The organism is Bacteroides sp. 43_46, from assembly GCF_001915455.1.
Taxonomy (GTDB): Bacteria; Bacteroidota; Bacteroidia; order Bacteroidales; family Bacteroidaceae; genus Bacteroides; species Bacteroides caccae.
On record NZ_MNQN01000099.1, the window covers coordinates 47,677 to 72,501 of the forward strand.

A 24,825-nucleotide genomic window follows, 5' to 3' on the forward strand; every position below is an offset into this window, starting at 1 on the left:
GAACTTTTTTCGGATAGGAATCAATCTATAAACGCAAGTTCTGTTTTTATAAACGAAGCCTTCATTTATAAAAACGAAGCTTTCATTTTTATAATCAAAGCTTGCGTTTATAGATTGATGTTAGGCAACGATAACTTTGTCACTGGATGGGCGGAAGTTTGTAATAAACAGACAGCAACTTTGCTATACTCTTATGATAAATAAAGATTCTGATCCTGTTGGAGTGCGGCTATATATATGACTTATATCAAACCAGCTCTTTCCAATATGATAAGGTTGGAAAGAGCTGGTTTGATATTGAGAGGTATATGTTTTTATTTCTTCTTTCTTAAATCCCTGCCTTCATACTTGCAGATCGCTTCTATCCATTCCTCCGTCAGAGGCATGGACTCATGTCTCTCCAGGTCGAAAGTTACCATGATTGATTTGCAGATACATTTTATCTCGTTCGTCTTTGTGTCGATCACCCGTTGGAGCAGATGAAAGCTTTTCGTTCCTACTTCGGAAACGGCAGTCTGTACGGCGATATGGTCTGATGCGAAGATCTGTTTGACGAAATCTGCTTCGATATGGACAACGACAATGCCGGTCTTCTCCCAGTCGACTCCGGGACATACGGAAGCGAAGTATTCAGTCTTGCCCAAATCGTAAAAAGAAAAATAAACAGTGTTGTTGACGTGACCGAATTTATCTACGTCATTGAAGCGCAACTGAATAGGTAGCGTGTGGTGAAATACGATTTCTTCCATTGTTTTCACTTAATCTTTTTGAATTCGACGCAAAAGTAGTACTTTTGCGTGTTATTCTCAACTGAAATTACTCAAGAAATGATAGAAGATATTAAAAAAGCCTGTCAGGTGATGAATGAAGGAGGTGTCATCCTTTATCCTACCGATACCGTTTGGGGCATAGGCTGCGACGCGACTAACGAAGAAGCTGTACGTCGGGTATATGAGATTAAGAAACGTGCCGATAGCAAAGCTATGCTGGTGCTGGTTGATTCGTCTGTCAAGGTGGATTTTTATGTACAGGATGTTCCTGATGTGGCATGGGATTTGATAGAAGTTGCTGATAAACCATTGACGATTATCTATTCCGGTGCACGCAATTTGGCTCCGAACCTGCTTGCGGAAGACGGAAGCGTGGGAATCCGTGTGACGAATGAAGCGTTTTCCAAACGTCTTTGCCAGCAGTTCCGCAAGGCAATCGTGTCTACATCAGCCAATGTAAGCGGCCAGTCGGGAGCTGCCAACTTTAGTGAAATCAGTGACGAGATCAAATCGGCAGTAGACTATATCGTCGGCTATCGTCAGGACGATATGAGCAGACCGAACCCCTCAAGTATTATAAAACTGGACAAAGGTGGAGTGATTAAGATAATTCGCGAATAAATGAAAGAGGAAAAACTTAGTTTATTGCAGCGTTGCATCAAGTGGCGGGAAAATAATATCAAGGAGAAACAGTTTATCCTGATATTGAGTTTTCTGGTGGGGATTTTCACTGCGTTTGCCGCTTTACTATTGAAGTTCTTCATTCACCAGATACAGAACTTCTTAACAGATAATTTCAATGCGACGGAAGCCAACTATTTGTATCTGGTGTATCCGGTAGTCGGAATTTTTCTTGCAGGCTGGTTTGTGCGTAACATTGTGAAGGATGACATCAGCCATGGGGTCACCAAGATTCTGTATGCTATCTCCCGTAGGCAGGGACGCATCAAGCGGCATAACATTTGGTCGTCTACCATTGCCAGTGCCATTACGATCGGATTCGGCGGATCGGTAGGGGCGGAGGCGCCGATTGTGCTGACGGGGTCGGCGATCGGTTCCAATTTGGGTAGTGTGTTCAAAATGGAGCACCGGACGTTGATGTTGCTGGTAGGATGTGGCGCGGCAGGTGCGATTGCCGGAATCTTTAAGGCTCCGATCGCCGGACTGGTGTTTACGCTGGAAGTCCTGATGATAGATCTGACTATGTCTTCTTTACTCCCGTTGCTGATTTCTGCAGTGACGGCGGCAACCGTTTCGTATATCACTACCGGCACGGAAGCCATGTTCAAGTTTCATCTCGACCAGGCATTCGAACTGGAACGTATTCCTTTCGTTATCCTGTTGGGGATTTTCTGCGGTCTGATTTCGCTGTACTTCACACGTGCTATGAACTCGGTAGAAGGAGTTTTCGGTAAGCTCAACAATCCTTATAAGAAACTGGCTTTCGGCGGTGTTATGCTGAGTGTGCTGATTTTCCTTTTTCCACCTCTCTATGGTGAAGGTTACGATACAATCAACCTGTTGCTGAACGGAACGTCTGCGGCGGAGTGGGATACGGTGATGAACAACTCCATGTTCTACGGCTACGGCAATCTGTTATTGGTCTATTTGATGTTGATTATCTTATTGAAGGTATTTGCTTCCAGTGCGACGAACGGTGGTGGTGGATGTGGTGGTATATTTGCTCCTTCACTTTATCTGGGATGTATTGCCGGATTTGTATTCTCGCATTTCAGCAATGATCTTGCTTTTTCAGCTTATCTGCCCGAAAAGAATTTCGCTTTAATGGGAATGGCGGGAGTGATGAGCGGAGTGATGCACGCTCCGTTGACGGGTGTCTTCCTGATTGCTGAACTGACCGGAGGATACGACTTGTTCCTTCCGTTGATGATTGTGTCTGTCAGTTCTTATCTTACGATTATAGCATTTGAGCCTCATAGTATCTATTCGATGCGTCTGGCAAAGAAAGGACAACTGCTTACTCATCATAAGGATAAAGCGGTATTGACATTGATGAAAATGGAGAATGTCGTGGAGAAGGATTTCGTAGTGGTTCATCCTGAAATGGATTTAGGCGAACTGGTGAAGGCTATCGCCGCTTCCCACCGGAATGTGTTTCCCGTGACGGATAAGAAGACTGGCGAACTGTTGGGAGTTGTACTGCTCGACGATATCCGGAACATCATGTTCCGTCAGGAACTTTATCATCGTTTTACTGTTAATAAATTAATGACATCCGCCCCGGCCAAGATATTCGATTCGGACGGAATGGAACAGGTGATGCAGACTTTCGATGATACCAAAGCCTGGAATCTTCCCGTGGTGGATGAGGAAGGACGTTATCAGGGATTTGTCTCTAAATCGAAGATATTTAACTCATACCGGCAGGTATTAGTACATTTTTCAGAAGACTAACCACCCGCCGTCCGACAAGGTACCGGGGCCTGGGTTCTATGTAGATAAAAGTGATTAGATTATGAAGAAAGAAGATTTAAGAATAGTATATATGGGTACTCCCGATTTTGCGGTGGAGGCCTTGCGTCAGTTGGTAGAAGGCGGATATAACGTTGTGGGCGTGATAACGATGCCCGATAAGCCGGCCGGACGCGGACATAAGATTCAATATTCTCCCGTTAAACAATATGCGCTCGAACAGAATTTGCCGTTACTCCAACCGGAGAAGTTGAAAGATGAGGCGTTTGTACAGGCGTTGCGTGAATGGAAAGCGGATTTGCAGATTGTGGTTGCTTTCCGTATGTTACCGGAAGTGGTGTGGAGTATGCCGCGGTTGGGAACTTTCAATCTCCATGCTTCTTTGCTTCCTCAATACCGGGGGGCCGCTCCTATCAATTGGGCGGTAATTAATGGAGATACGGAAACGGGTATCACTACTTTCTTCCTGAAGCATGAGATAGATACGGGAGAAGTCATTCAGCAGGTACGTGTACCTATTGCCGATACGGATAATGTAGAGATTGTGCATGATAAACTGATGATGTTGGGCGGAAAGCTGGTCGTTGAGACGGTGGACGCCATTCTGAACGGTGTGGTAAAACCGGTTCCGCAGGAAGAAATGGCGATTGTCGGTGAGCTTCGTCCTGCTCCGAAGATATTCAAAGAGACTTGCCGGATCGACTGGAATCAACCGGTGAAGAAAGTCTATGATTTTATTCGCGGACTCTCTCCTTATCCGGCTGCCTGGAGTGAATTGGTCAGTCCTGAAGGAGAAGTGGTGGTCGTGAAGATTTTCGAAAGCGAAAAAGTTAGTGAAGCGCATCAATTGTCTGCCGGAACGATTGTGACGGATGGGAAGAAATATATAAAGGTGGCTGTGCCCGATGGGTTCGTGTCTGTCCTTTCTTTGCAACTTCCCGGCAAGAAACGTCTGAAAACGGATGAATTGCTTCGTGGATTCCGTCTGACGAACGAATATAAAATGAACTGACCTGATAATAGATAACATGAACCGTCTCGAGTTTGAGACAAACCGAATCTAAAATAAAAGAATTATGAAACCAATTATCGCTCCTTCCATTCTTTCCGCTGATTTCGGATATTTGGCGAAAGATATTGAAATGGTAAACCGCAGTGAGGCGGAATGGGTACATATTGATATTATGGACGGGGTATTTGTCCCTAACATCTCATTCGGCTTTCCGGTACTGAAATATGTGGCAAAGCTGAGTAAGAAACCGTTGGATGTGCATCTGATGATTGTTAATCCGGAGAAGTTTATCCCGGAAGTAAAAGCATTGGGAGCGCATACGATGAATGTGCATTATGAGGCTTGCCCTCATTTGCATCGGGTGGTACAACAGATTAGAGAGGCAGGGATGCAACCTGCCGTGACGATTAATCCGGCAACTCCCGTAGCTTTGTTGCAGGACATTATCCGAGATGTATATATGGTGCTTGTCATGAGCGTGAATCCCGGATTTGGTGGGCAGAAGTTCATTGAACATTCCGTAGAAAAAGTCCGTGAACTACGTGCTTTGATTGAACAGACTGGCTCAAAGGCTTTGATTGAAGTGGACGGTGGTGTGAATCTGGAAACGGGTGCACGTCTCGTTGAGGCGGGTGCAGATGCTTTGGTAGCTGGTAATGCAGTCTTTGGAGCACCGGATCCGGAAGCAATGATTCACCGGTTACACGAGTTGTAGAGAATTGTGGTATCATATCTCCATAGATATCCTTATATACGCCTGGTTATCCCTTGGATAGCAGGCGTTTTTTGTGGTGATCGTTTCTTCAACGGTTCGCTGGAGCTCTTTTGGGGAATCCTTGCCTTTTGTTTTTTAGCCGGTCTCTCTATAGGTTGTTATTTCCTTGGACGCTATTCTCTGCGTTGGTGCTTCGGAATTGCGATTCTTGCTCTTTGTTTTACAGGTGGCTGGGTGGGAATAACCTGGCAGCTACAACATGCAACGGGATATACTTTCCCGAAAGAGGAAACGGTTTATCGGGGGTGGGTGACGGATACTCCCGAAACTAAGGAACATACTTTTCTTTGCCGGGTATTGTTGAAAGAACAGCGTGATTCGACAGCTATTCATTCGATAGATGATTGTAAGGCTATTCTATATCTGCAACGGGATTCGGCGGCTGCCGGATTAAAGCGGGGAGATGAATTATGGGTGTCTGCTCGTATTTCTCCGCCTGTAAATGGACAGAATTTCGATGAGTTCGACTATGCCCGTTATCTGATGCGGAAGGGAATCAGTGGAACAGGATATGTCGTGTCCGGAAAATGGATGCTGGTATCTTCAGAAATGTTATCTTCCGGTAATGGAAATATTGCTCGGAAGAGCACTCTTCTGGAGGTAGCCGGTTCTTGTCGCGACAGAATACTTTCTCTTTATCGCCAACTTGGTTTTGAAGGTGACGGACTGGCTGTACTTTCTGCTTTGACTGTAGGTGATAAAACCGAACTAAGTGACTCTGTTCGTGAAAGTTATTCGGTAGCTGGTGCCAGTCATGTGCTTGCATTGTCCGGGTTGCATATCGGGCTGTTGTATGCCTTGCTCTTTTTTATATTGAGTCCTGTTGCGAAGAGAGGGAACGCAGGCAGATGTTTGCGGGCTGTATTTCTTCTTATCCTTCTTTGGGCTTTCGCTTTTTTTACCGGACTTTCACCATCGGTAGTCCGTTCGGCTTGTATGTTTTCGATCTGGGCAGTGGCGGATATTTTTAATCGTCAGGCTTTATCTTTGAATACGTTGGCGGCGACTGCATGGGTTATGTTACTTTGTAATCCGGTATGGCTGTTTGATGTCGGTTTTCAACTATCCTTCTTGGCTGTTGCTTCTATTCTACTGACATATAAACCCATTTATCGGTTACTTCCGGTAAAGAGTAGGATCGGGAGATATTTCTGGGGACTAATGAGCGTATCTATTGCGGCACAGCTAGGCACTGCTCCTCTTGTTATGTTTTATTTCTCCCGTTTTTCAACTCATTTTCTGTTTACTAATTTAGTAGTCATTCCTCTGGTTACCATCATTTTGTATTCTGCCGTTGTTATGCTTCTCCTGACTCCGCTACACTGGATACAAAATTTTATAGCAGAGGGCGTCAAGTTTCTTCTGGATGCACTTAATACTTTCATTCATTGGGTAGAACAGCTTCCTTATGCTTCTATTGACGGAATATGGCTATATCAGTTGGAAGTACTCGGCCTTTACCTCTCCGGCGGTCTGGTGTTTTACTATTTCGCAAACCGGGGATTAAAGAATCTTCTGATCTGTCTCTTTTCAATATTATTGTTAGGTGTCTATCATGTGTCTATGTCCTGGGTGGACCGTCCTCTGGATAGTATTGTTTTCTATAATGTTCGCGGTTGTCCGGCAGTTCATTGTATAGACAATAATGGGAATTCACGGATAGTTTATGGAGATAGTCTTTCTGATAAAAGGCAGTTGTATCGTGTTGCAACAAATTATTGGAATCATCACCAATTATTGTCGCCGTTAGAGGTGACAGCCGATTATCAAGATACCGCGCTCTGCTGCCGGGAGCAAATACTGTCTTACCATGGACGACGCATTTGTATGGTGACCGATCATCGCTGGCGGAACAAATCTGCCGCTACTCCGTTATATATTGATTATCTTTACTTATGCAAAGGCTATAACGGTCATTTGAAAGAACTCAGGTTGCTCTTTGCTCCGGAGTGCATTATATTAGATGCATCCCTTTCGGAACATCGCAAGCAACTCTTTGAAGAGGAATGTAAACAGTCCGGTTTGCGTTTTATCTCTTTATCCGAAAAAGGTTCTGTGCGGTTTTTGCTCTAAGTACAAAGATTTATCGTACATTTGCATCTTGATAAAGTATTATAGTATGTTGACGAAAGTAATTGAACAAGCCAAAATAGATCATTTTACCAAATGGTTTGAACGGGCTGACAAAATAGTAATTGTATCTCATGTATCTCCTGATGGTGATGCTATCGGTTCTTCACTAGGATTATACCATTTTTTTGATTCACAGGAAAAGACAGTAAACGTAATCGTTCCCAATGCTTTCCCCGATTTCCTTCGGTGGATGCCGGGCAGCAAAGACATTCTCTTGTACGACCGTTACAAAGAATTTGCGGATAAGTTGATAGCCGAAGCAGACGTAATCTGCTGTCTGGATTTCAATGCATTGAAACGTATTGATGATATGGCGGATGCGATAGCAGCTTCTCCCGCACGTAAAATAATGATCGATCATCATCTTTACCCGGAAGAATTCTGTAAGATTACGATGTCTTACCCGAAGATTTCTTCTACTTCCGAATTGATCTTTCGGTTGATCTGCCGTATGGGCTATTTTAGCGACATCTCTAAAGAAGGAGCCGAATGTATCTACACAGGTATGATGACGGATACAGGCGGATTCACCTACAACTCCAACAATCGGGAAATCTATTTTATCATCAGCGAACTTCTTTCCAAAGGGATTGATAAGGATGATATCTATCGTAAAGTATATAATACGTACTCGGAAAGCCGTTTGCGTCTAATGGGATATGTGTTGTCTAATATGACTGTTTATTCGGACTACAATGCAGCCTTAATCACATTGACAAAAGCCGAACAGAGTAAGTTTAATTATATAAAAGGTGATAGCGAAGGGTTTGTGAATATCCCTCTTACTATTAAAAACGTTTGTTTCTCCTGCTTCCTGCGTGAGGATACGGAGAAACCGATGATTAAAATTTCCCTTCGTTCGGTAGGGAACTTTCCATGCAATCAGTTGGCTGCCGAATTTTTCCACGGAGGCGGACATCTCAATGCCTCGGGCGGTGAGTTTTTCGGAACAATGGAGGAGGCCAAAGCTGTCTTTGAGAAAGCACTGGAGAAATATAAACCTTTACTCACAGCAAAAAGCTGAGTGCGGAAGGTTAAAAGTGAATATTGAAAGGTTAAAAGATACGAACTTTCAACATTCCTCTTTCAACTTTTAATGATTTTGAGATACATTTGTGCGGAATATAGCTAATTAACAGATAATGAAGAAACTTATATTTTTATTTCTCTCTGTGATAGCAGCCGGAAGTCTGTTCCAGGCATGCGACAATTCTAAGACTTATGCAGAAATGCTGGAGGATGAAAAGAATGCGGTGAATAAGTTCATCAAAGATAGTGCAATTAATGTGATCTCCTTAGAGGAGTTCGAACGGGATACAATTACCGATCTGTCAAGAAATGAATATGTTGCTTTCTCAAATGGCGTCTATATGCAGATTGTAGATCGTGGAAATGAGGATGATCCGGAAGATACTTTTGCTAATAATAATGTGATTTGTGCCCGCTATCTAGAAAAGAATATAGCGAGTAATGAGTTGACTTGTTTCAATGTTGTCCTTCCTGAATATATTAATGCTTCTGATTATTATAGATCTCCCCTTACATTCCGTTATGTCAACGAAAATTCATCAGCTTATGGAATTGTTTTAAGCACTCCTCTTGATTATGATTATTTGTGGACAGCAAATTCGTACGGAACAGCTATTCCCGGTGGATGGCTGTTGGCATTGCCATACTTGCGGGATAATGCTCATGTACGTTTGATTATTCCTTCAAAAATGGGGCATAGTATTTCGCAACAGAATGTGATTCCATATTATTATGATATCTGGAAGTTTGAAAAAGCAAAAAGTTAAAGCACTAACATTAAATAAATCTATTAGTTAAAACCTATGACTCTAATCAAATCTATCTCTGGAATCCGCGGAACAATCGGCGGAGGAGCGGGCGAAGGATTGAATCCGCTCGACATCGTAAAATTCACTTCGGCTTATGCTACTTTAATACGTAAGACTTGCAAAGTAAAAAGCAATAAGATTGTTGTGGGACGTGATGCCCGCATCTCCGGTGAAATGGTAAAGAACGTAGTAGTCGGTACCCTAATGGGAATGGGCTGGGATGTTGTAGACATCGATCTGGCTTCTACTCCGACTACCGAATTGGCTGTAACAATGGAAGGCGCGTGTGGAGGTATTATCCTGACAGCCTCTCACAATCCGAAACAGTGGAACGCACTGAAATTACTGAATGAACATGGTGAATTTCTGAATGCAGCCGAAGGTAACGAAGTTCTTCGTATTGCTGAAGCTGAGGAATTTGACTATGCAGATGTAGATCATCTGGGTTCTTATCGTAAAGACCTGACCTATAATCAGAAGCATATTGATAGCGTGCTGGCTCTTGACTTAGTGGATGTAGAAGCCATTAAGAAAGCCGGTTTCCGTGTAGCTATCGACTGTGTGAATTCGGTAGGCGGTATTATTCTTCCTGAATTGCTTGAGCGTCTGGGCGTGAAACATGTAGAAAAACTCTACTGCGAGCCTACCGGAAACTTCCAGCACAACCCGGAACCACTTGAAAAGAACTTGGGTGACATCATGAACCTGATGAAAGGTGGAAAAGCTGATGTAGCTTTTGTAGTAGACCCGGACGTTGACCGTTTGGCTATGATTTGCGAGGACGGTGTAATGTATGGTGAGGAATATACATTGGTTACTGTTGCCGATTATGTACTGAAACATACTCCGGGTAACACTGTTTCTAACTTGAGTTCTACCCGTGCTTTGCGTGATGTGACTCGTAAGTATGGTATGGAATATAATGCTTCTGCCGTAGGCGAAGTAAACGTAGTAACAAAGATGAAGGCAACCAATGCTGTTATCGGTGGTGAAGGAAACGGTGGAGTAATCTATCCGGCCAGCCACTACGGTCGTGATGCATTGGTTGGTATCGCATTGTTCCTTAGCCATTTGGCTCATGAAGGAAAGAAAGTCAGCGAACTCCGTGCTACTTATCCTCCTTACTTCATTGCCAAGAACCGTGTCGACCTGACTCCGGAAATTGATGTAGACGCTATCCTTGCTAAGGTAAAGGAAATCTATAAGAATGAGGAAATCAACGATATCGACGGTGTGAAGATTGACTTTGCAGACAAATGGGTACATTTGCGTAAAAGTAATACGGAACCGATTATTCGCGTATATAGCGAAGCTTCTACAATGGAAGCTGCAGAAGAAATCGGTCAGAAGATTATGGACGTAATTAATGAGTTAGCGAAGAAATAACGCTTCATTGATATTGGATAAATAAAAAAGGAGGAACTTAATCAGTTCTTCCTTTTTTTATTCGAAGTAAATTATTGTAAGAGCGGGGATCTCCGCCCTCCTTATAGTTCCTTAGAATCGGCAGCGAAGATCTATCCCAAATTGCATCGGACGTCCTTGTTGCATGAACCCTTTGTTCATCGTTTCAAAGTAGAAGGCTGCATAATCTTTATTCAAGAAGTTACGTGCCCAAAAACTAATCATTGCATCACCTATTTCTAAGTTTGTGCGCCAGTTGAGAGTACCGTAGAAGGATTGGCTGACGTTATTTTGCTCAGTCCAATAGATTCGTCCGGCAGCGTTATAGTTTGCTTGGAACACTACGCGGTCAAAGATAGAACGGGGATTGCAAGTAATAGCGTATTCTCCGCCGATATTTAATGTATGCTTGGGGACGAAGGGTACATACTTGCCGTTATATGACTTATCCGTAAGATTACCCTCACTGTCTTTTTGCTTTGTTACATAATCTGTAAAGGTGGCATACGTATATCCGTAGCTTGCATTTAGACTCAACTCATTTGTCAGGCTGGTACGTAGGGCAGCTTCGACACCATAACTTCTGCTTTTTCCTGCATTGATTGTGACACGTCCCAAACCACTTTCTGCCATTTGAGAAATTTGTTGGTCGCGTGTATCCATGTAGAAGGCGGCAAGGTCAGCCCAAAGTTTACCTTCCCACAAAGTCAGGTGAGAACCTATTTCATAGTTCCAGGAATATTCGGGCTTGTATTGAGTCGTTGCTTTCACCTCCGGCAGTTCATCTTTCATTCCTAATATTCTCTCCGCCATTAAAGAAAAGTTCGGGTCGGCAGCTAATGCATCCAACATTGAATTTTTTAAAGCTCCTTGTGCTAAATCAGAAAACATCTGAATATTGTAGCCTCCCGAACGATATCCCTTGGATACAGTTGCATAAATACTGTTTCCTTTTTCCCATTCATACTGGAGAGCGAATTTAGGAAGTAATTGTACGTAGTCGGTGGATTCCTTGCCAATGAATGAGCTTATAGCTTCCAAACCTTTACTGGTAATATTCATAGGTCCCATTGCTAAAGAGAAGTCAAAGTTTAGAGGGTTGCTGATAGAATTATACTCCATCTTAATCTTCTCGTAGTCTAAACGTAGACCGATTGTGGCAGATAGTCCTTTGATAAACAGATTATTGAATGTTGACTGATGAAAAACAGCTCCATTTAATATCGGAGTGTCAAAACTACCGCCAACTCCCAATATGGAATTATTGGCTGTCATGCGCATCTTGGGACCAGCAAGCCCTTCAAATATTTTGTTTACATTACTTTCAATTACAGTTTTTACGCCTTCTTGCCTGAAATCTACCGGGCCGCTTGTATGTAACCACTGATAGAATCCGGAAACTCCGGTTGCCCATTGCCAACGCTTTTCCGGCTTTGATTTGAATACGATCTCTTCAGAAATTGTATTTGCTCTTTGTTTCTGTTCCAGAGTATAAATGTCTTTTTCTGTAAAGTCCTGATCGAGAAACATACGGTCATTCAGGTTTTGGTAGCCTGTGACCGCATTTAAAATAAATGTCCTGGCTTGATATTCTATATTAACTCCGGAGTTTAATAATCCGCGACGATAGCTACTGCGTTCGTTGTTGGCGATTTTTCCGATATATTCGGGGCGAGTTTCTTCTCCTTCTGTAACACCTGTATATTTATAAGGATATCCCCCCTGGTCACTATATTCGTAGCTCAATGTCATATCGACTTTCAGATTCGGTGTCGGCAGATAAATACCGCGGAAGCGTCCGCCTCCGGCGTTGCTTTTATCTATTTTCTCATTGTTGCGTACTGCATTCTCAAAGAAACCTCCTGTATGTTCATAGAAACCTCCGGTGGAGAAAGCAAAACGGTCGGAGATACGATGATAATGTGTCAGTGAAACATTATAGTCGTTGTAGGTGGCGGCTCCCATTCGGATATCAGTCCCTTGATAAGTGAAAGGAGATTTGGTATGTATCTTGATTAGTCCGCCCATTGTATTACGGCCGTAAAGAGTACCTTGCGGACCACGAAGAATGTCGATACGTTCGATATCAGCGTAGTTGAAGTCGAAAGCGGACTTATCTATATAAGGGATATTGTCTACATAAAGCCCTACGGAGGGGGTGTTGATACGTGAACCGATTCCGCGGATATAAATAGAAGTAGTAAGTTTGGAACCATAGTCCGGGATGAACAGGTTAGGAACGATGCCTGTCAGGTTTTTCACGGAGTGTACCTGATTTGCTTGCATATCTTTTTGAGATAATAATGTGGTAGCTACCGGCAACTCACGTAGTTTACGGTTCTCTTTCGGAGTAGCGATTACTACCACTTCTTCGATATCTACCACTTTCAGTGAGTCTTTCGGGAAATCTTCCGCCCATGCTGTCCCTGTCGTTAGGAGCGTGAGGGCAATCATAATATTCTTTGTCTTCATCTGTAGTTAATTTGTCCGGTGCAAAGTAACGGCAAATATCGTTGACAGGCAATCCTCATTTATTAGGATTATGCAGTATAGAAAAACAAAATATGCTATGAATATCCGGAAGATTTTGTCGGAAATATTCTTTATTTGCCTGATAATATCATATCTTTGCCCGACAACAGAACTAAATAGAAACGGATTATGACAAAGAATAAACTATTCGCTTGGGCTATAACACTTCTCTGCTTTTCGTTGACCTCTTGCAGCGATGAAAAGGACGGCCCGTCAGAAAAGATATTGGTGACTAATGCAGGGGTGACGGAAGCTAACCAAACGGTTAAACCGGGAGATATCGTTCATATTTATGGTGATGGTTTTCAGGAAGGCGACCAGGTGGACTTTGACTTTCGTTGGGATCTTGGAGAACCCTTGTTCCCGGAAGGATATCTTGGACCTGTCAGTGCGGAGATTGTAGAGAGGCATTCGAATGGAATGAGTATCCGAATGCCTTATCGCAAGCCGGAGTCACGTGTTGAGATATTCCTGAACAGGGCAAGTGAGAGAATGTCGTTGGGAAAAGTACTACTTGCAGATGGACAAACGCCTAAAGATTTCAGACTGTATGGAATAAATGAGACCGACAAGACAATAGAGCGGGCGTATGCTGAAGAAACCGTCACTGGTAAAAAAACGTGGGATATGAGTGCACATCCGGACTTCCGTTCGGTTGTCAATCTTCAAAAGACTTATGGGCTGTGCGGGCTGGCAAAAGAAAATGGTGTGCAGCAACCCTTCTTCCTTGATTTCTGTACAGGCGAGTGGAAAGCTTTAAGTTTCTACGATTATAATACACTGGCATTGGTTATTGGCAGCGGAAATGATATTGCGGCCATTCAACAGAGAGGTAAAGGATATTCATTATATAATGTTTCCGCAGGTTTGGAACAAAGTAATTATGCAACTAAGACGCGGAGTAATTTTCCTATGCCGGAACCTCAATTTGAACTTCCGGAAGGATTTACTCCTGAACAATTCGGGGATTATCCGGGTGTGTTTATGCAAGGTAATGAGATTATTTTATTGTCGGCAAGGAAAGGAAACGGGAAATGGGTTCCCATGTTGTATAATTATAGAAATGGCTTTTATGTACTTGAAGGGATTGAAGCAGATGCCATTATTCCGTTTTATTTCGGAATGGCACTTCCCGATAGCGGTAGTCCTTCCTTATTATACCAAAAGAAGGTCGGTTACATGATTTATTACTCATCAGGTGACAATCGTGGCAGCAGTTTCCGTCTTCTTGAACCGGATAAGGAGAGCAGCAAGTTACAGTTACAAGAACCGTTTGTTCAATTGTCCGATAAGAAAGTTGTTTCAATAACTAACAGACCTGACCGTATCGGTACAATCACCGTGCTCTTTTCCGATAAAGAAGAAGGGCGCACCACTTCTGATTTTGATTGGAACAGCAAAGAGTGGACAGATTACACCGATCTTTCTGATATGCCATATAACTCAGTAGTATGGGCTAATTGATAGTCAATAGTAAAAACACTTATATCCGGTCTGCTTCTATATATCCGTTCATTACGGCATAAATAGTCAGACCGGATACCGATTTAATACCTAATTTCTCTGTTATGTTTTTCCTGTGAGTGATAACGGTAGTCAGGCTGATATTCAGTTTATCTGCTATTTCTTTGTTGATTAACCCTTTGGTAATCAGCACGAGTACTTCAATTTCGCGAGCAGATAAAAGTACCTGAGGATGTTCTGCAGGAATCATCGGAGGCATATCCTTCACGGGATATCCGTTGTGATGAGCATGTTGATGAAGTTTCAGGATATTCTTTACCAGTTTTTCTTCCGACTCATAAATATTGAGTACCGGAACACCGGAAAGTTGGAATTGCGGGCTGTCACTGGCAAGGACAATCGTTTTTCGCTTCCGGGGAAGGAAGAAAGCGTTATGCTCCACATAGATTTGTGCGGAGATAAAATAATGGGCGTACATATCCGGCGTATCATCCATTAACTCATTGAAGTTATGGAAGGTACGGATCGTTGCCATAGGGATGATCTCTTCCAATATGGATTTGAGTCCCAGGCTACAGAGAGTATTTGGCTCAATAATTGCTATTTCAGGTTTGTAGTTCATTCTTTTCTATTGTTCGGATGATTGATTCAGATAGTTGGCTACTGCTTCCGCACACCGTTCTCCGTCTACTCCGGCAGAAACGATTCCTCCGGCATAGCCCGCACCCTCTCCGCAAGGGAATAGTCCGCGAACGGTTACGTGTTGAAGCGTCTCTTTATCTCGTATGATGCGGACAGGGGAAGAGGTACGTGTTTCTACCCCGATCATAACGGCTTCGTTGGTCAAGAAGCCATGACTGCTGCGTCCGAATTGTTGAAAGCCGAGTGATAATCTCTTGCTGATAAACTCCGGCATCCAGAAGTGAAGCGGAGAAGAAATCAACCCCGGACTATATGAAGATTCCGGTAAGTCATAACTTAGCTTCTTGCGGGTGAAATCCAGCATACGCTGTGCCGGAGCTGTCTGGCGTCTGCCGCCTTGCAACCAACATTGACGTTCCAATTCTTCCTGAAAGTGCAGGGGGAGAAGTTGGGTATTGAACATCGAAAGTTGAGAGCTACTGAGAGAAGGGTTAAGAGCGAGTAGTTGTTCATTTTGTTGCGCAGCTAACTCTCCACTTTCCATTCTCAACTCTTCATTTATGAAATCTTCCGGCTGTATCTCTACCACCATTCCCGAATTACTCCAGCGCGAGCCACGATTGGAAGGCGACATACCGTTCACTACCACTTGCTCCGGTCCGCTGGCTGCAGGGACGATAAAGCCGCCGGGACACATACAGAAACTATACACGCCTCTGCCTTCAACTTGGGTGACGAAACTATATTCTGCAGCAGGGAGATATTTTCCCCTTCCGTTTTTATTATGATATTGTATCTGGTCGATCAGTGTTGCCGGGTGTTCCAGACGGACACCGACAGCGATACCTTTTGCCTCAATCGTTACATTATTAGCTGCGAGCCAACGATAAACATCCCTTGCCGAATGCCCGGTTGCAAGTATCACAGGACCTAGAAAAGTCTTTCCTGTATTTGTCTCAATGCCTTTGATCTCGTTATTCTCAATAATCAACGCATCCATTCTTGTCCGGAAATGTACTTCTCCGCCACATTCGAGAATCGTATTCCGCATATTTTCAATGACACGCGGCAACTTGTCCGTTCCGATATGCGGATGTGCATCAGCCAGTATAGCCGTAGAAGCTCCATGCTGGCAGAATACATTGAATATCTTGTCTACATTTCCTCTTTTCTTACTGCGGGTATAAAGTTTCCCGTCCGAATAAGCTCCTGCCCCCCCTTCTCCGAAACTATAATTGGATTCCGGATTTACCGTATGTTCCCTACTGATTTGCGCCAGGTCCTTTTTCCGTTCACGCACATCTTTTCCGCGTTCTACAATCACCGGGCGTAATCCGAGTTCGATAAGGCGCAGAGCGGCGAACAATCCGCCGGGACCTGCACCAACCACAATTACTTGTGGTTTTCCTTCCACACTATTATATACCGTATGCTCGTATTCATCTTCTTCAGGCATTTCGTTGATGTAGGCCCGTATTTTCAGATTGACGAAAATCGTTCGCTGACGAGCGTCAATGCTTCGCTTTAAGATGCGGGTAGCATTGATATTGCGTAAATTTAGTCCTTTCTCTTCAGAGAGATATTCTTTCAGCCGTTGTTCGTTCGCTGCGATTTCGGGAAGTACGCGGAGTTGGTATTCTTGTATCATTTGGTTGTTGTTACTTTAGATTATAAAAAGATAAGGCAGATAACATAAATCAGTGTCTTATCCGAATAACGCCCTGAACGCCTCTTCTACCTTTCTTACGGGCACTAACTCTATCTTTAGCTTCTTCGTATCAATGCCTTGCAAATTATATTTGGGCAACAGGAAACGCTTGAAGCCAAGCTTCTCGGCCTCTCCGATACGTTGTTCAATCCGGTTCACCGGACGTATCTCTCCCGACAAACCGATTTCTCCTGCCATACAGACTTCCGGTTCGATAGCTGCATCCATATTTGAAGAAAGAATGGCACTGATAACTGCGAGGTCGATGGCCGGGTCATTCACTTTCAGTCCTCCGGCGATATTCAGAAATACATCTTTCTGTGCAAGCTTGAACCCGACACGTTTTTCGAGGACGGCCAGAAGCATATTCATTCTTCGTATATCAAATCCGGTTGCCGAACGTTGGGGATTACCATAAACAGCGGAGCTTACCAGAGCCTGAGTCTCAATCAGGAAGGGACGTACTCCTTCGATAGCAGAAGCGATTGCTACTCCGCTCATTCCTTCATGGTCTTGGCTAAGCAGTAGTTCCGAAGGATTGCTCACCTGGCGTAGCCCGTCCTGCCGCATCTCATAAATACCCAGTTCGGCCGTACTACCGAAGCGATTCTTGATACTGCGTAAAATACGGTACATATAATGTTGGTCACCTTCAAATTGGAGAACTGTATCAACGATATGTTCCAGCACCTTGGGGCCTGCAATGCTCCCTTCTTTATTTATATGTCCGATAAGCAAGACCGGCGTATGAGTCTCCTTTGCGAAACGTAGGATAGATGCCGAACACTCTCTGACCTGAGCGATACTTCCGGGAGACGATTCGATGGTTTCCGTAGAGATAGTCTGTATGGAGTCGATAATAACCAAATCCGGATTCGTATTTTTGATATGGACATAAATCTGTTCAAGGGAAGTCTCACAAACGATGAAGCAGTCGCTGGAAACCTCAGAAAGACGGTCGGCACGTAATTTTAATTGCCGTGCACTTTCCTCACCGGATACATAAAGGATTTTCTTTTCCGGCATACGGAGTACGGTTTGCATGACGAGAGTTGATTTTCCGATTCCCGGTTCGCCGCCGATCAGTACTAAAGAACCCGGAACAAGTCCGCCGCCCAGTACGCGGTTCAGTTCATTATCATGCATATTGATTCGCGGTTCATCGTCCGCTATGATCTCACTAAGAATAACCGGCTTGGGCTTTTGCGTTTCTATGCCCGATACCGGCCGGCGGTTAACCGGCTCTTTCCGTACGATTTCCTCAACATACGTATTCCATTCTCCGCACGACGGACATTTGCCTACCCATTTCGGTGAATCCTGTCCGCAGTTACTACACACATATACGGTCTTTTCTTTAGCCATTGTATTCTTATTAGTTTTCTAGAGAATACAAAAGTATGTATAATCTGTTCAACGCGCAAAACAAATCCCGGCAAAATCAGTTTATTGTTCAATCATCCGTTTCCAAACTCATCGTTATTGCTGAAATGTTATTAACTGTTGGACGGTAAGGAAAGAAGTCCTCATCGGTACCGGATACCTTCCTCAATGCCGGACGGAACGTTATATAGAGCCGGTAAGTTTACAGAGTTATTTCTCCCGCTATTGAACGGTTCATCCGGTCACGCACCTCGTCCGGCGTATAGCCGTGTCCCAACAGAAACATTAATTTGGTAACGGCGGACTCCGTCGTACTGTCATATCCGGAGACGACCCCTGCCTGCAACAACTGATATCCGGTTTCGTAACGTTCCATTTCTACGGTACCTGCACTACATTGTGTCACGTTGACAATGATGATTCCCCGTGCACTGGCCTGGCAGAGCAAGCGGATGAACCATTCCTTCCGGGGAGCGTTGCCGGAACCGTACGTTTCGAGTACTACCGCTTTCAATCCTTCTATTTTCAGAATGGCAGCCACTACATTCTCCTGAATGCCGGGGAAAAGTTTCAGAACGACCACATTGGTATCCAGTAAATAGTGCGGTTTCAATTCCCGTTCTTCTCCGTTCACATGAATCTGTACATTATTATATTTAATATGAATCCCTGCTTCGGCCAGTACCGGATAATTGAATGACCGGAAAGCGTTGAAGTTTTCGGCATTTATTTTGGTAGTGCGATTTCCCCGCATCAAATGGTTCTCGAAGAAGATACAGACCTCCGGGACAAGCGCTTTTCCTTCCTTATTCTGTGCAATGGCAATTTCAATACTCGTCATCAGATTTTCCTTTCCGTCCGTGCGGAGTACCCCTATCGGCAGTTGCGAACCTGTCAGAATAACAGGTTTGCCCAGTCCTTCCAACATGAAGCTGAGTGCTGACGCAGTGTACGCCATTGTGTCCGTGCCATGCAGAATGACGAATCCCTGATAGCGGTCGTAATTTTCGTGAATGATACAGACCAGCTTCCGCCACATATCCGGTTCCATGTCCGAAGAATCCATGGGAGGGTCAAACTGGTAAGTATCAATTGGAAAGTTGAATTTCTGCAATTCGGGAACGTGTTTCTGAAGTTGTTCGAAGTTGAAACTCTCCAAAGCACCGGTTGTGGTGTTTTCAATCATACCAATTGTTCCACCTGTGTATATTAACAATACGGAAGTATTTAAAGGGTACATAAGCTAATTTTCTGCGATTGTTTTCGCAAATATAACAATATAATTGATAAATAAGTAGCAAAATGTCATAAAAATGCTGTCTGTTGATTGAGGAGAAAAGAAACGTAGGATTCTTTTTATCAGAAAAAAACGGGAAAAAGTGATAGATTGAATGTTTTTATTATTACTTTTGCGACACTTATCAAAAACAAGAGTAGAAACAAGGACTATGATGAAGTACTATCCGCATACAGTCACATCCATGTGCACCATGACCCTTTGGGGTTGAGGGATAGTATTTGTGTATCTACGTGATTCACGCCTGTGTAAGTAGGCAAAATTCAAATTAAACTTTTTCGTAAACAACCAATCGTTCTGTAAAACTATACACAGGACATTGCATTAAAATAAGTATCTTCATGAAAGTAATGAAATTCGGCGGAACGTCCGTAGGTTCCGTGAACAGCATTTTAAGTGTAAAGAGAATTGTAGAGTCGGCATCGGCCGGCGAACCGGTTATTGTAGTAGTTTCCGCATTGGGAGGCATCACTGATAAATTGATAAACACATCGAAAATGGCGGCTACCGGAGATTCGGCCTATGAGGGTGAGTTCCGCGAAATTGTTTATCGTCATGTGGAAATGATTAAAGAGGTGGTTTCTGCCGGAGAAGGGCAAGTGGCGTTGCAACGTCAGATTGGCGAATTGCTGAATGAATTGAAGGATATTTTCCAGGGTATTTACCTGATTAAAGACCTTTCCCCGAAGACTTCGGACACAATCGTAAGCTATGGCGAGCGCCTTTCATCTATCATTGTTGCCGAGCTGATTAAGGATGCCAAGTGGTTCGATTCGCGTACTTTTATCAAAACTGAAAAGAAGCATAACAAACATACGATTGACGCTGATCTGACCAACAAACTGGTAAAAGAGACTTTCAGCTCTATCCCGAAAGTAGCATTGGTGCCGGGCTTTATTTCTTCCGACAAGACAACCGGAGAAGTAACCAATCTCGGTCGCGGCGGTTCGGATTATACGGCTGCCATCATTGCTGCGGCGCTCAATGCCGACAGTCTGGAGATATGGACAGATGTGGATGGCTTTATGACTGCTGATCCGCGTGTAATTTCAACGGCTTATACTATCTCCGAACTTAGCTATGTAGAAGCAACCGAACTTTGTAACTTCGGTGCGAAAGTAGTTTATCCGCCGACGATTTATCCCGTATATCATAAGAATATTCCTATTATAATAAAGAATACGTTCAATCCGGATGGAGTGGGGACCGTCATCAAACAAGAAGTCTCCAATCCGCATAGCAAGGCGATTAAAGGAATTTCCTCTATCAATGATACCAGTCTGATTACCGTTCAGGGATTGGGTATGGTAGGTGTGATTGGTGTGAACTACCGTATCTTTAAGGCGTTAGCGAAGAATGGAATCAGTGTATTCCTTGTTTCGCAGGCTTCATCGGAGAACAGTACTTCTATCGGTGTACGCAATGCGGATGCAGACCTGGCTTGTGAAGTGCTGAACGAAGAATTTGCGAAAGAGATAGAAATGGGAGAAATTTCCCCGATTCTCGCCGAAAGAAACTTGGCGACAGTCGCCATTGTAGGTGAGAACATGAAGCATACGCCGGGCATTGCAGGTAAATTGTTCGGTACGCTGGGACGCAACGGTATCAATGTGATCGCTTGTGCACAAGGCGCATCGGAAACCAACATCTCTTTCGTTGTCGATGCAAAATCATTACGTAAATCGCTGAACGTTATCCACGACTCTTTCTTCCTGTCCGAATATCAGGTCTTGAATTTGTTTATTTGCGGTATCGGTACGGTAGGCGGGAGCCTGGTAGAGCAGATCCGTTGTCAGCAAGAGAAGCTAATGCTGGAAAACGGACTGAAACTGCACGTTGTAGGTATCATTGACGCAACGAAAGCGATGTTTAGCCGTGAAGGGTTCGACCTCGCCAATTTCCGTGAAGAGTTGCAGCAGAAAGGAAAAGACAGTAATCTGCAGACAATTCGTGACGAGATTGTAGGAATGAATATCTTCAACTCCGTATTTGTAGATTGTACGGCCAGTCCCGATATTGCTTCACTCTACAAAGATCTTTTGCAACACAATATTTCCGTTGTAGCTGCCAACAAGATTGCCGCTTCTTCGGCATACGAAAACTATCGTGAACTGAAGACGATCGCCCGCCAGCGTGGTGTGAAATATCTGTTTGAAACGAACGTAGGTGCCGGACTTCCGATTATCAACACTATCAACGACCTGATTCATAGTGGTGACAAAATCTTGAAAATCGAAGCAGTACTTTCGGGTACATTAAATTATATCTTCAATAAGATTAGCGCCGACATTCCTTTCAGCCGTACTATCAAAATGGCGCAGGAGGAACGTTACTCCGAACCCGACCCGCGCATCGACCTGAGTGGAAAAGACGTTATCCGCAAGTTGGTGATTCTGGCGCGTGAAGCCGGATACCGCATCGAACAGGAAGATGTGGAAAAAAATCTCTTTGTGCCGAACGACTTCTTCGAAGGTTCCTTGGACGACTTCTGGAAACGGGTGCCCAGTCTCGACGCAGACTTTGAAGCTCGCCGCCAAGTATTGGAAAAAGAGCATAAACATTGGCGTTTCGTTGCCAAACTGGAAGACGGAAAAGCTTCTGTCGGTTTGCAGGAAGTAGGAGCCAACCACCCGTTCTACGGTCTGGAAGGCAGTAACAATATCATCTTGCTGACTACGGAACGTTATAAAGAATATCCGATGATGATTCAGGGGTACGGTGCCGGTGCCGGAGTGACGGCTGCCGGAGTATTTGCCGATATTATGAGCATCGCAAACGTTTAATGCCTTATGAAACATATTATCATATTGGGTGACGGAATGGCCGATTGGCCTGTGAAGTCATTAGGAGACAAGACGCTCCTGCAATATGCCAAAACGCCTTACATGGATAAGTTGGCCCGCATGGGACGTAACGGGCGGTTGATAACCGTAGCCGAAGGCTTTCATCCGGGCAGTGAGGTTGCCAATATGTCCGTACTGGGATATAATCTCCCGAAAGTGTACGAGGGTCGCGGACCACTGGAAGCGGCAAGCATCGGTGTAGACCTGCAACCGGGAGAAATGGCAATGCGTTGTAATCTGATTTGTGTGGAAGGGGAGATTCTGAAGAATCACTCTTCCGGACATATATCTACCGAAGAAGCGGACGTGCTGATTCAATATCTGCAAGAAAAACTGGTCAACGACCGCGTGCGTTTCCATACAGGAGTACAGTACCGTCATTTGTTGGTTATCAAAGGGGGAAATAAAGAACTCGACTGTACCCCTCCGCACGATGTGCCTTTGAAACCTTTCCGTCCGCTAATGGTGAAACCTCTGGCACCGGAAGCGCAGGAAACGGCAGACTTGGTTAACGACTTGATTTTGAAATCGCAGGAACTGTTGAAGAACCACCCGTTAAACCTGAAACGCATGGCAGAAGGCAAGGACCCTGCAAACAGTATTTGGCCCTGGAGTCCGGGGTATCGTCCGCAAATGCCTACCTTCTCCGAAACTTTCCCGCAAGTGAAAAAGGGAGCGGTAATCTCGGCTGTTGACTTGATTAACGGAATCGGTTACTATGCCGGTTTGCGTCGTATTGCTGTGGAAGGGGCGACCGGGCTTTATAATACGAATTACGAGAATAAAGTAGCTGCCGCACTGGAAGCCCTGAAAACGGACGATTTTGTTTATCTTCACATTGAAGCCAGCGATGAGGCGGGGCACGAAGGGGATATCGACCTGAAACTTCTCACGATCGAGAATCTCGACAAACGTGCCGTAGGACCTATTTACGAAGCAGTGAAAGACTGGAACGAACCGGTAGCGATTGCCGTTCTGCCCGATCATCCTACCCCCTGTGAACTTCGCACGCATACGTCCGAACCGATCCCGTTCCTTATCTGGTATCCGGGCATCGAACCCGATGAGGTGCAGGTATACGACGAGGTAGCTGCCTGCAACGGTAGTTACGGTGTGTTGAAAGAAGACGAGTTTATAAAAGAATTCATGAAATAAGTCACCACAGATTATGAAATATTATAGTACGAATAAACAAGCACCAATGGCTTCCCTCCAGGAAGCAGTGGTGAAAGGGCTTGCAGCCGATAAGGGACTGTTTATGCCTATGACTGTCAAACCTCTTCCGCAAGAGTTCTACGATACGATTGATACATTGTCTTTTCAGGAAATAGCCTATCGTGTTGCTGATGCGTTCTTTGGCGAAGATGTTCCTGCCGATACACTGAAACAGATAGTATATGATACATTAAGTTTTGATGTGCCTTTGGTAAAGGTAGCGGACAATATCTATTCTCTGGAACTTTTCCACGGACCGACACTGGCTTTCAAAGATGTAGGCGGCCGTTTCATGGCACGTCTGCTGGGGTACTTCATTAAAAAAGAAGGACAGAAGAATGTCAATGTGCTGGTAGCTACTTCCGGTGATACGGGAAGCGCTGTTGCTAACGGCTTTCTGGGGGTGGAAGGTATTCATGTATATGTGCTCTATCCGAAAGGAAAAGTCAGTGAGATACAGGAAAAACAGTTCACTACATTGGGACAGAATATCACTGCACTTGAAGTAGACGGAACATTCGATGACTGTCAGGCATTGGTAAAAGCCGCTTTCATGGATAAGGAACTGAATGAACATCTTTCCCTGACTTCCGCCAACTCTATCAATGTAGCCCGCTTCCTGCCGCAAGCATTCTATTATTTCTATGCTTACGCCCAGTTGAAGCGTGCCGGAAAAGCGGCTAATGCTGTGATTTGTGTTCCTAGCGGAAACTTCGGAAACATCACTGCCGGATTGTTCGGAAAGAAAATGGGATTACCCATCAAGCGTTTTATTGCCGCCAACAACCGTAATGATATCTTCTATCAGTACCTGCAGACAGGCAAGTACAATCCCCGTCCCTCCATTGCTACGATTGCCAATGCTATGGATGTAGGTGACCCGAGTAATTTTGCCCGTGTAATCGACTTGTACGGCAATTCTCATGCCGCTATCTCTGCCGAGATTTCGGGTACGACTTACACTGACGAGCAGATTCGCGAAACGGTAAAAGAAACCTGGAAAGAACATCACTACCTGCTCGACCCTCACGGGGCTTGCGGATACCGTGCCTTGGTCGAAGGACTGAAAGAAGGCGAGACCGGTGTGTTCCTTGAAACGGCTCATCCGGCCAAGTTCCTTGAAACAGTAGAAAGCATTATCGGCGAATCGGTAGAGATACCTGCCAAATTGCAGGAGTTTATGAAAGGCGAGAAGAAAAGTTTGCAGATGACAAAGGAATTTGCAGATTTCAAGAACTATCTGCTTTCTCTTTAAGTATTCTTTCCTGTTGCCGCATTTTTCAACGTACAGGTAGCAGCTGGAAGGGTTCCTGATAAGGGTGTGTGCCACCGCCTTGGCACGATTGTGACAACGCTGTGTCACAGTTGTGCCAAGC

Annotated in this window: 18 protein-coding genes; 12 read left to right on the forward strand and 6 right to left on the reverse strand. The window is 44.3% G+C overall.

Annotated elements, in window-relative coordinates; genetic code table 11:
• Positions 1-314: 314 nt before the first annotated feature.
• Positions 315-749: an acyl-CoA thioesterase gene (locus BHV72_RS08420; protein ID WP_005677066.1), complete on the reverse strand. Its 435-nt coding sequence runs from the start codon at positions 747-749 to the stop codon at positions 315-317.
• A gap of 78 nt (positions 750-827) precedes the next feature.
• Here BHV72_RS08420 and BHV72_RS08425 point away from each other — a divergent pair, with 78 nt between their 5' ends.
• The 8 genes from BHV72_RS08425 (at position 828) to glmM (ending at position 10,347) form a co-directional block, all read left to right on the forward strand.
• Positions 828-1,391: an L-threonylcarbamoyladenylate synthase gene (locus BHV72_RS08425; RefSeq protein ID WP_286855580.1), complete on the forward strand. Its 564-nt coding sequence runs from the start codon at positions 828-830 to the stop codon at positions 1,389-1,391.
• Positions 1,392-3,185: a chloride channel protein gene (locus tag BHV72_RS08430; protein ID WP_005677068.1), complete on the forward strand. Its 1,794-nt coding sequence runs from the start codon at positions 1,392-1,394 to the stop codon at positions 3,183-3,185.
• A 61-nt stretch (positions 3,186-3,246) separates the two neighbouring features.
• Positions 3,247-4,215, forward strand: coding sequence for a methionyl-tRNA formyltransferase (gene fmt / locus BHV72_RS08435; protein WP_005677069.1), 969 nt, complete (start codon positions 3,247-3,249; stop codon positions 4,213-4,215).
• Positions 4,216-4,279: 64 nt separating this feature from the next.
• A complete protein-coding gene (rpe, locus tag BHV72_RS08440) occupies positions 4,280-4,930 on the forward strand; it encodes a ribulose-phosphate 3-epimerase (protein WP_005677081.1) in 651 nt (216 codons plus the stop codon).
• Positions 4,931-4,933: 3 nt separating this feature from the next.
• Complete coding sequence (locus BHV72_RS08445; protein WP_286855584.1) at positions 4,934-7,063, forward strand: ComEC/Rec2 family competence protein; 2,130 nt, start codon at positions 4,934-4,936, stop codon at positions 7,061-7,063.
• Positions 7,064-7,109: 46 nt separating this feature from the next.
• Positions 7,110-8,147, forward strand: coding sequence for a DHH family phosphoesterase (locus BHV72_RS08450; RefSeq protein ID WP_005679834.1), 1,038 nt, complete (start codon positions 7,110-7,112; stop codon positions 8,145-8,147).
• 118 nt (positions 8,148-8,265) lie between these two features.
• Positions 8,266-8,919: a BamK family beta-barrel-assembly machinery protein gene (gene bamK, locus BHV72_RS08455; protein ID WP_022042309.1), complete on the forward strand. Its 654-nt coding sequence runs from the start codon at positions 8,266-8,268 to the stop codon at positions 8,917-8,919.
• A 36-nt stretch (positions 8,920-8,955) separates the two neighbouring features.
• Positions 8,956-10,347 carry a phosphoglucosamine mutase gene (gene glmM / locus BHV72_RS08460; protein WP_005677088.1) on the forward strand — a complete coding sequence of 464 codons (1,392 nt, stop codon included), beginning with the start codon at positions 8,956-8,958 and terminating at the stop codon, positions 10,345-10,347.
• Positions 10,348-10,458: 111 nt separating this feature from the next.
• On the opposite strand, the gene BHV72_RS08465 is transcribed toward glmM, so the two are convergent.
• The gene (locus BHV72_RS08465; RefSeq protein WP_182423234.1) at positions 10,459-12,837 is read right to left on the reverse strand and encodes a TonB-dependent receptor; all 2,379 of its coding nucleotides are present in this window, start codon (positions 12,835-12,837) and stop codon (positions 10,459-10,461) included.
• 189 nt (positions 12,838-13,026) lie between these two features.
• Here BHV72_RS08465 and BHV72_RS08470 point away from each other — a divergent pair, with 189 nt between their 5' ends.
• Positions 13,027-14,361, forward strand: a complete 1,335-nt coding sequence (locus BHV72_RS08470; RefSeq protein ID WP_055172297.1) for a WD40-like domain containing protein — start codon at positions 13,027-13,029, stop codon at positions 14,359-14,361.
• Positions 14,362-14,380: 19 nt separating this feature from the next.
• Here the strand turns inward: BHV72_RS08470 and BHV72_RS08475 are convergent, their stop codons facing one another.
• The 4 genes from BHV72_RS08475 to BHV72_RS08490 all read right to left on the reverse strand — a co-directional run bounded on the left by BHV72_RS08475 (position 14,381) and on the right by BHV72_RS08490 (position 19,334).
• The gene (locus tag BHV72_RS08475; RefSeq protein ID WP_005677091.1) at positions 14,381-14,983 is read right to left on the reverse strand and encodes a response regulator transcription factor; all 603 of its coding nucleotides are present in this window, start codon (positions 14,981-14,983) and stop codon (positions 14,381-14,383) included.
• A gap of 6 nt (positions 14,984-14,989) precedes the next feature.
• Entirely contained in the window at positions 14,990-16,651 is a 1,662-nt protein-coding gene (locus BHV72_RS08480) for an NAD(P)/FAD-dependent oxidoreductase (protein WP_138333507.1), read from the reverse strand.
• 57 nt (positions 16,652-16,708) lie between these two features.
• Positions 16,709-18,076, reverse strand: a complete 1,368-nt coding sequence (radA, locus tag BHV72_RS08485) for a DNA repair protein RadA (RefSeq protein WP_005677094.1) — start codon at positions 18,074-18,076, stop codon at positions 16,709-16,711.
• A gap of 220 nt (positions 18,077-18,296) precedes the next feature.
• The gene (locus BHV72_RS08490) at positions 18,297-19,334 is read right to left on the reverse strand and encodes an asparaginase (protein WP_149921662.1); all 1,038 of its coding nucleotides are present in this window, start codon (positions 19,332-19,334) and stop codon (positions 18,297-18,299) included.
• Between the two features lie 398 nt (positions 19,335-19,732).
• Between BHV72_RS08490 and thrA the strand changes: the two genes are divergently transcribed.
• Genes thrA through thrC form a run of 3 tightly spaced genes read left to right on the forward strand, consistent with a single transcriptional unit; the run spans position 19,733 to position 24,704 of the window.
• Positions 19,733-22,174, forward strand: coding sequence for a bifunctional aspartate kinase/homoserine dehydrogenase I (thrA, locus tag BHV72_RS08495; RefSeq protein ID WP_250539453.1), 2,442 nt, complete (start codon positions 19,733-19,735; stop codon positions 22,172-22,174).
• 6 nt (positions 22,175-22,180) lie between these two features.
• Complete coding sequence (locus BHV72_RS08500) at positions 22,181-23,389, forward strand: cofactor-independent phosphoglycerate mutase (RefSeq protein ID WP_286855581.1); 1,209 nt, start codon at positions 22,181-22,183, stop codon at positions 23,387-23,389.
• Positions 23,390-23,402: 13 nt separating this feature from the next.
• Positions 23,403-24,704 (forward strand): threonine synthase, encoded by a 1,302-nt coding sequence (gene thrC / locus BHV72_RS08505; RefSeq protein WP_005677101.1) that lies wholly within the window; start codon positions 23,403-23,405, stop codon positions 24,702-24,704.
• Positions 24,705-24,825: the final 121 nt, after the last annotated feature.

What these genes read in the sequence shown, in the direction of transcription:
- thrA (WP_250539453.1), top strand. Translation starts at nt 19,733, where the DNA reads ATGAAAGTAATGAAATTCGGCGGAACGTCCGTAGGTTCCGTGAACAGC.
- glmM (WP_005677088.1), top strand. Translation starts at nt 8,956, where the DNA reads ATGACTCTAATCAAATCTATCTCTGGAATCCGCGGAACAATCGGCGGA.
- BHV72_RS08490 (WP_149921662.1), bottom strand. Translation starts at nt 19,334, where the DNA reads ATGTACCCTTTAAATACTTCCGTATTGTTAATATACACAGGTGGAACA.
- BHV72_RS08470 (WP_055172297.1), top strand. Translation starts at nt 13,027, where the DNA reads ATGACAAAGAATAAACTATTCGCTTGGGCTATAACACTTCTCTGCTTT.
- BHV72_RS08475 (WP_005677091.1), bottom strand. Translation starts at nt 14,983, where the DNA reads ATGAACTACAAACCTGAAATAGCAATTATTGAGCCAAATACTCTCTGT.
- BHV72_RS08480 (WP_138333507.1), bottom strand. Translation starts at nt 16,651, where the DNA reads ATGATACAAGAATACCAACTCCGCGTACTTCCCGAAATCGCAGCGAAC.
- bamK (WP_022042309.1), top strand. Translation starts at nt 8,266, where the DNA reads ATGAAGAAACTTATATTTTTATTTCTCTCTGTGATAGCAGCCGGAAGT.
- BHV72_RS08430 (WP_005677068.1), top strand. Translation starts at nt 1,392, where the DNA reads ATGAAAGAGGAAAAACTTAGTTTATTGCAGCGTTGCATCAAGTGGCGG.
- BHV72_RS08450 (WP_005679834.1), top strand. Translation starts at nt 7,110, where the DNA reads ATGTTGACGAAAGTAATTGAACAAGCCAAAATAGATCATTTTACCAAA.
- thrC (WP_005677101.1), top strand. Translation starts at nt 23,403, where the DNA reads ATGAAATATTATAGTACGAATAAACAAGCACCAATGGCTTCCCTCCAG.
- fmt (WP_005677069.1), top strand. Translation starts at nt 3,247, where the DNA reads ATGAAGAAAGAAGATTTAAGAATAGTATATATGGGTACTCCCGATTTT.
- radA (WP_005677094.1), bottom strand. Translation starts at nt 18,076, where the DNA reads ATGGCTAAAGAAAAGACCGTATATGTGTGTAGTAACTGCGGACAGGAT.
- BHV72_RS08500 (WP_286855581.1), top strand. Translation starts at nt 22,181, where the DNA reads ATGAAACATATTATCATATTGGGTGACGGAATGGCCGATTGGCCTGTG.
- BHV72_RS08465 (WP_182423234.1), bottom strand. Translation starts at nt 12,837, where the DNA reads ATGAAGACAAAGAATATTATGATTGCCCTCACGCTCCTAACGACAGGG.
- BHV72_RS08420 (WP_005677066.1), bottom strand. Translation starts at nt 749, where the DNA reads ATGGAAGAAATCGTATTTCACCACACGCTACCTATTCAGTTGCGCTTC.
- rpe (WP_005677081.1), top strand. Translation starts at nt 4,280, where the DNA reads ATGAAACCAATTATCGCTCCTTCCATTCTTTCCGCTGATTTCGGATAT.
- BHV72_RS08425 (WP_286855580.1), top strand. Translation starts at nt 828, where the DNA reads ATGATAGAAGATATTAAAAAAGCCTGTCAGGTGATGAATGAAGGAGGT.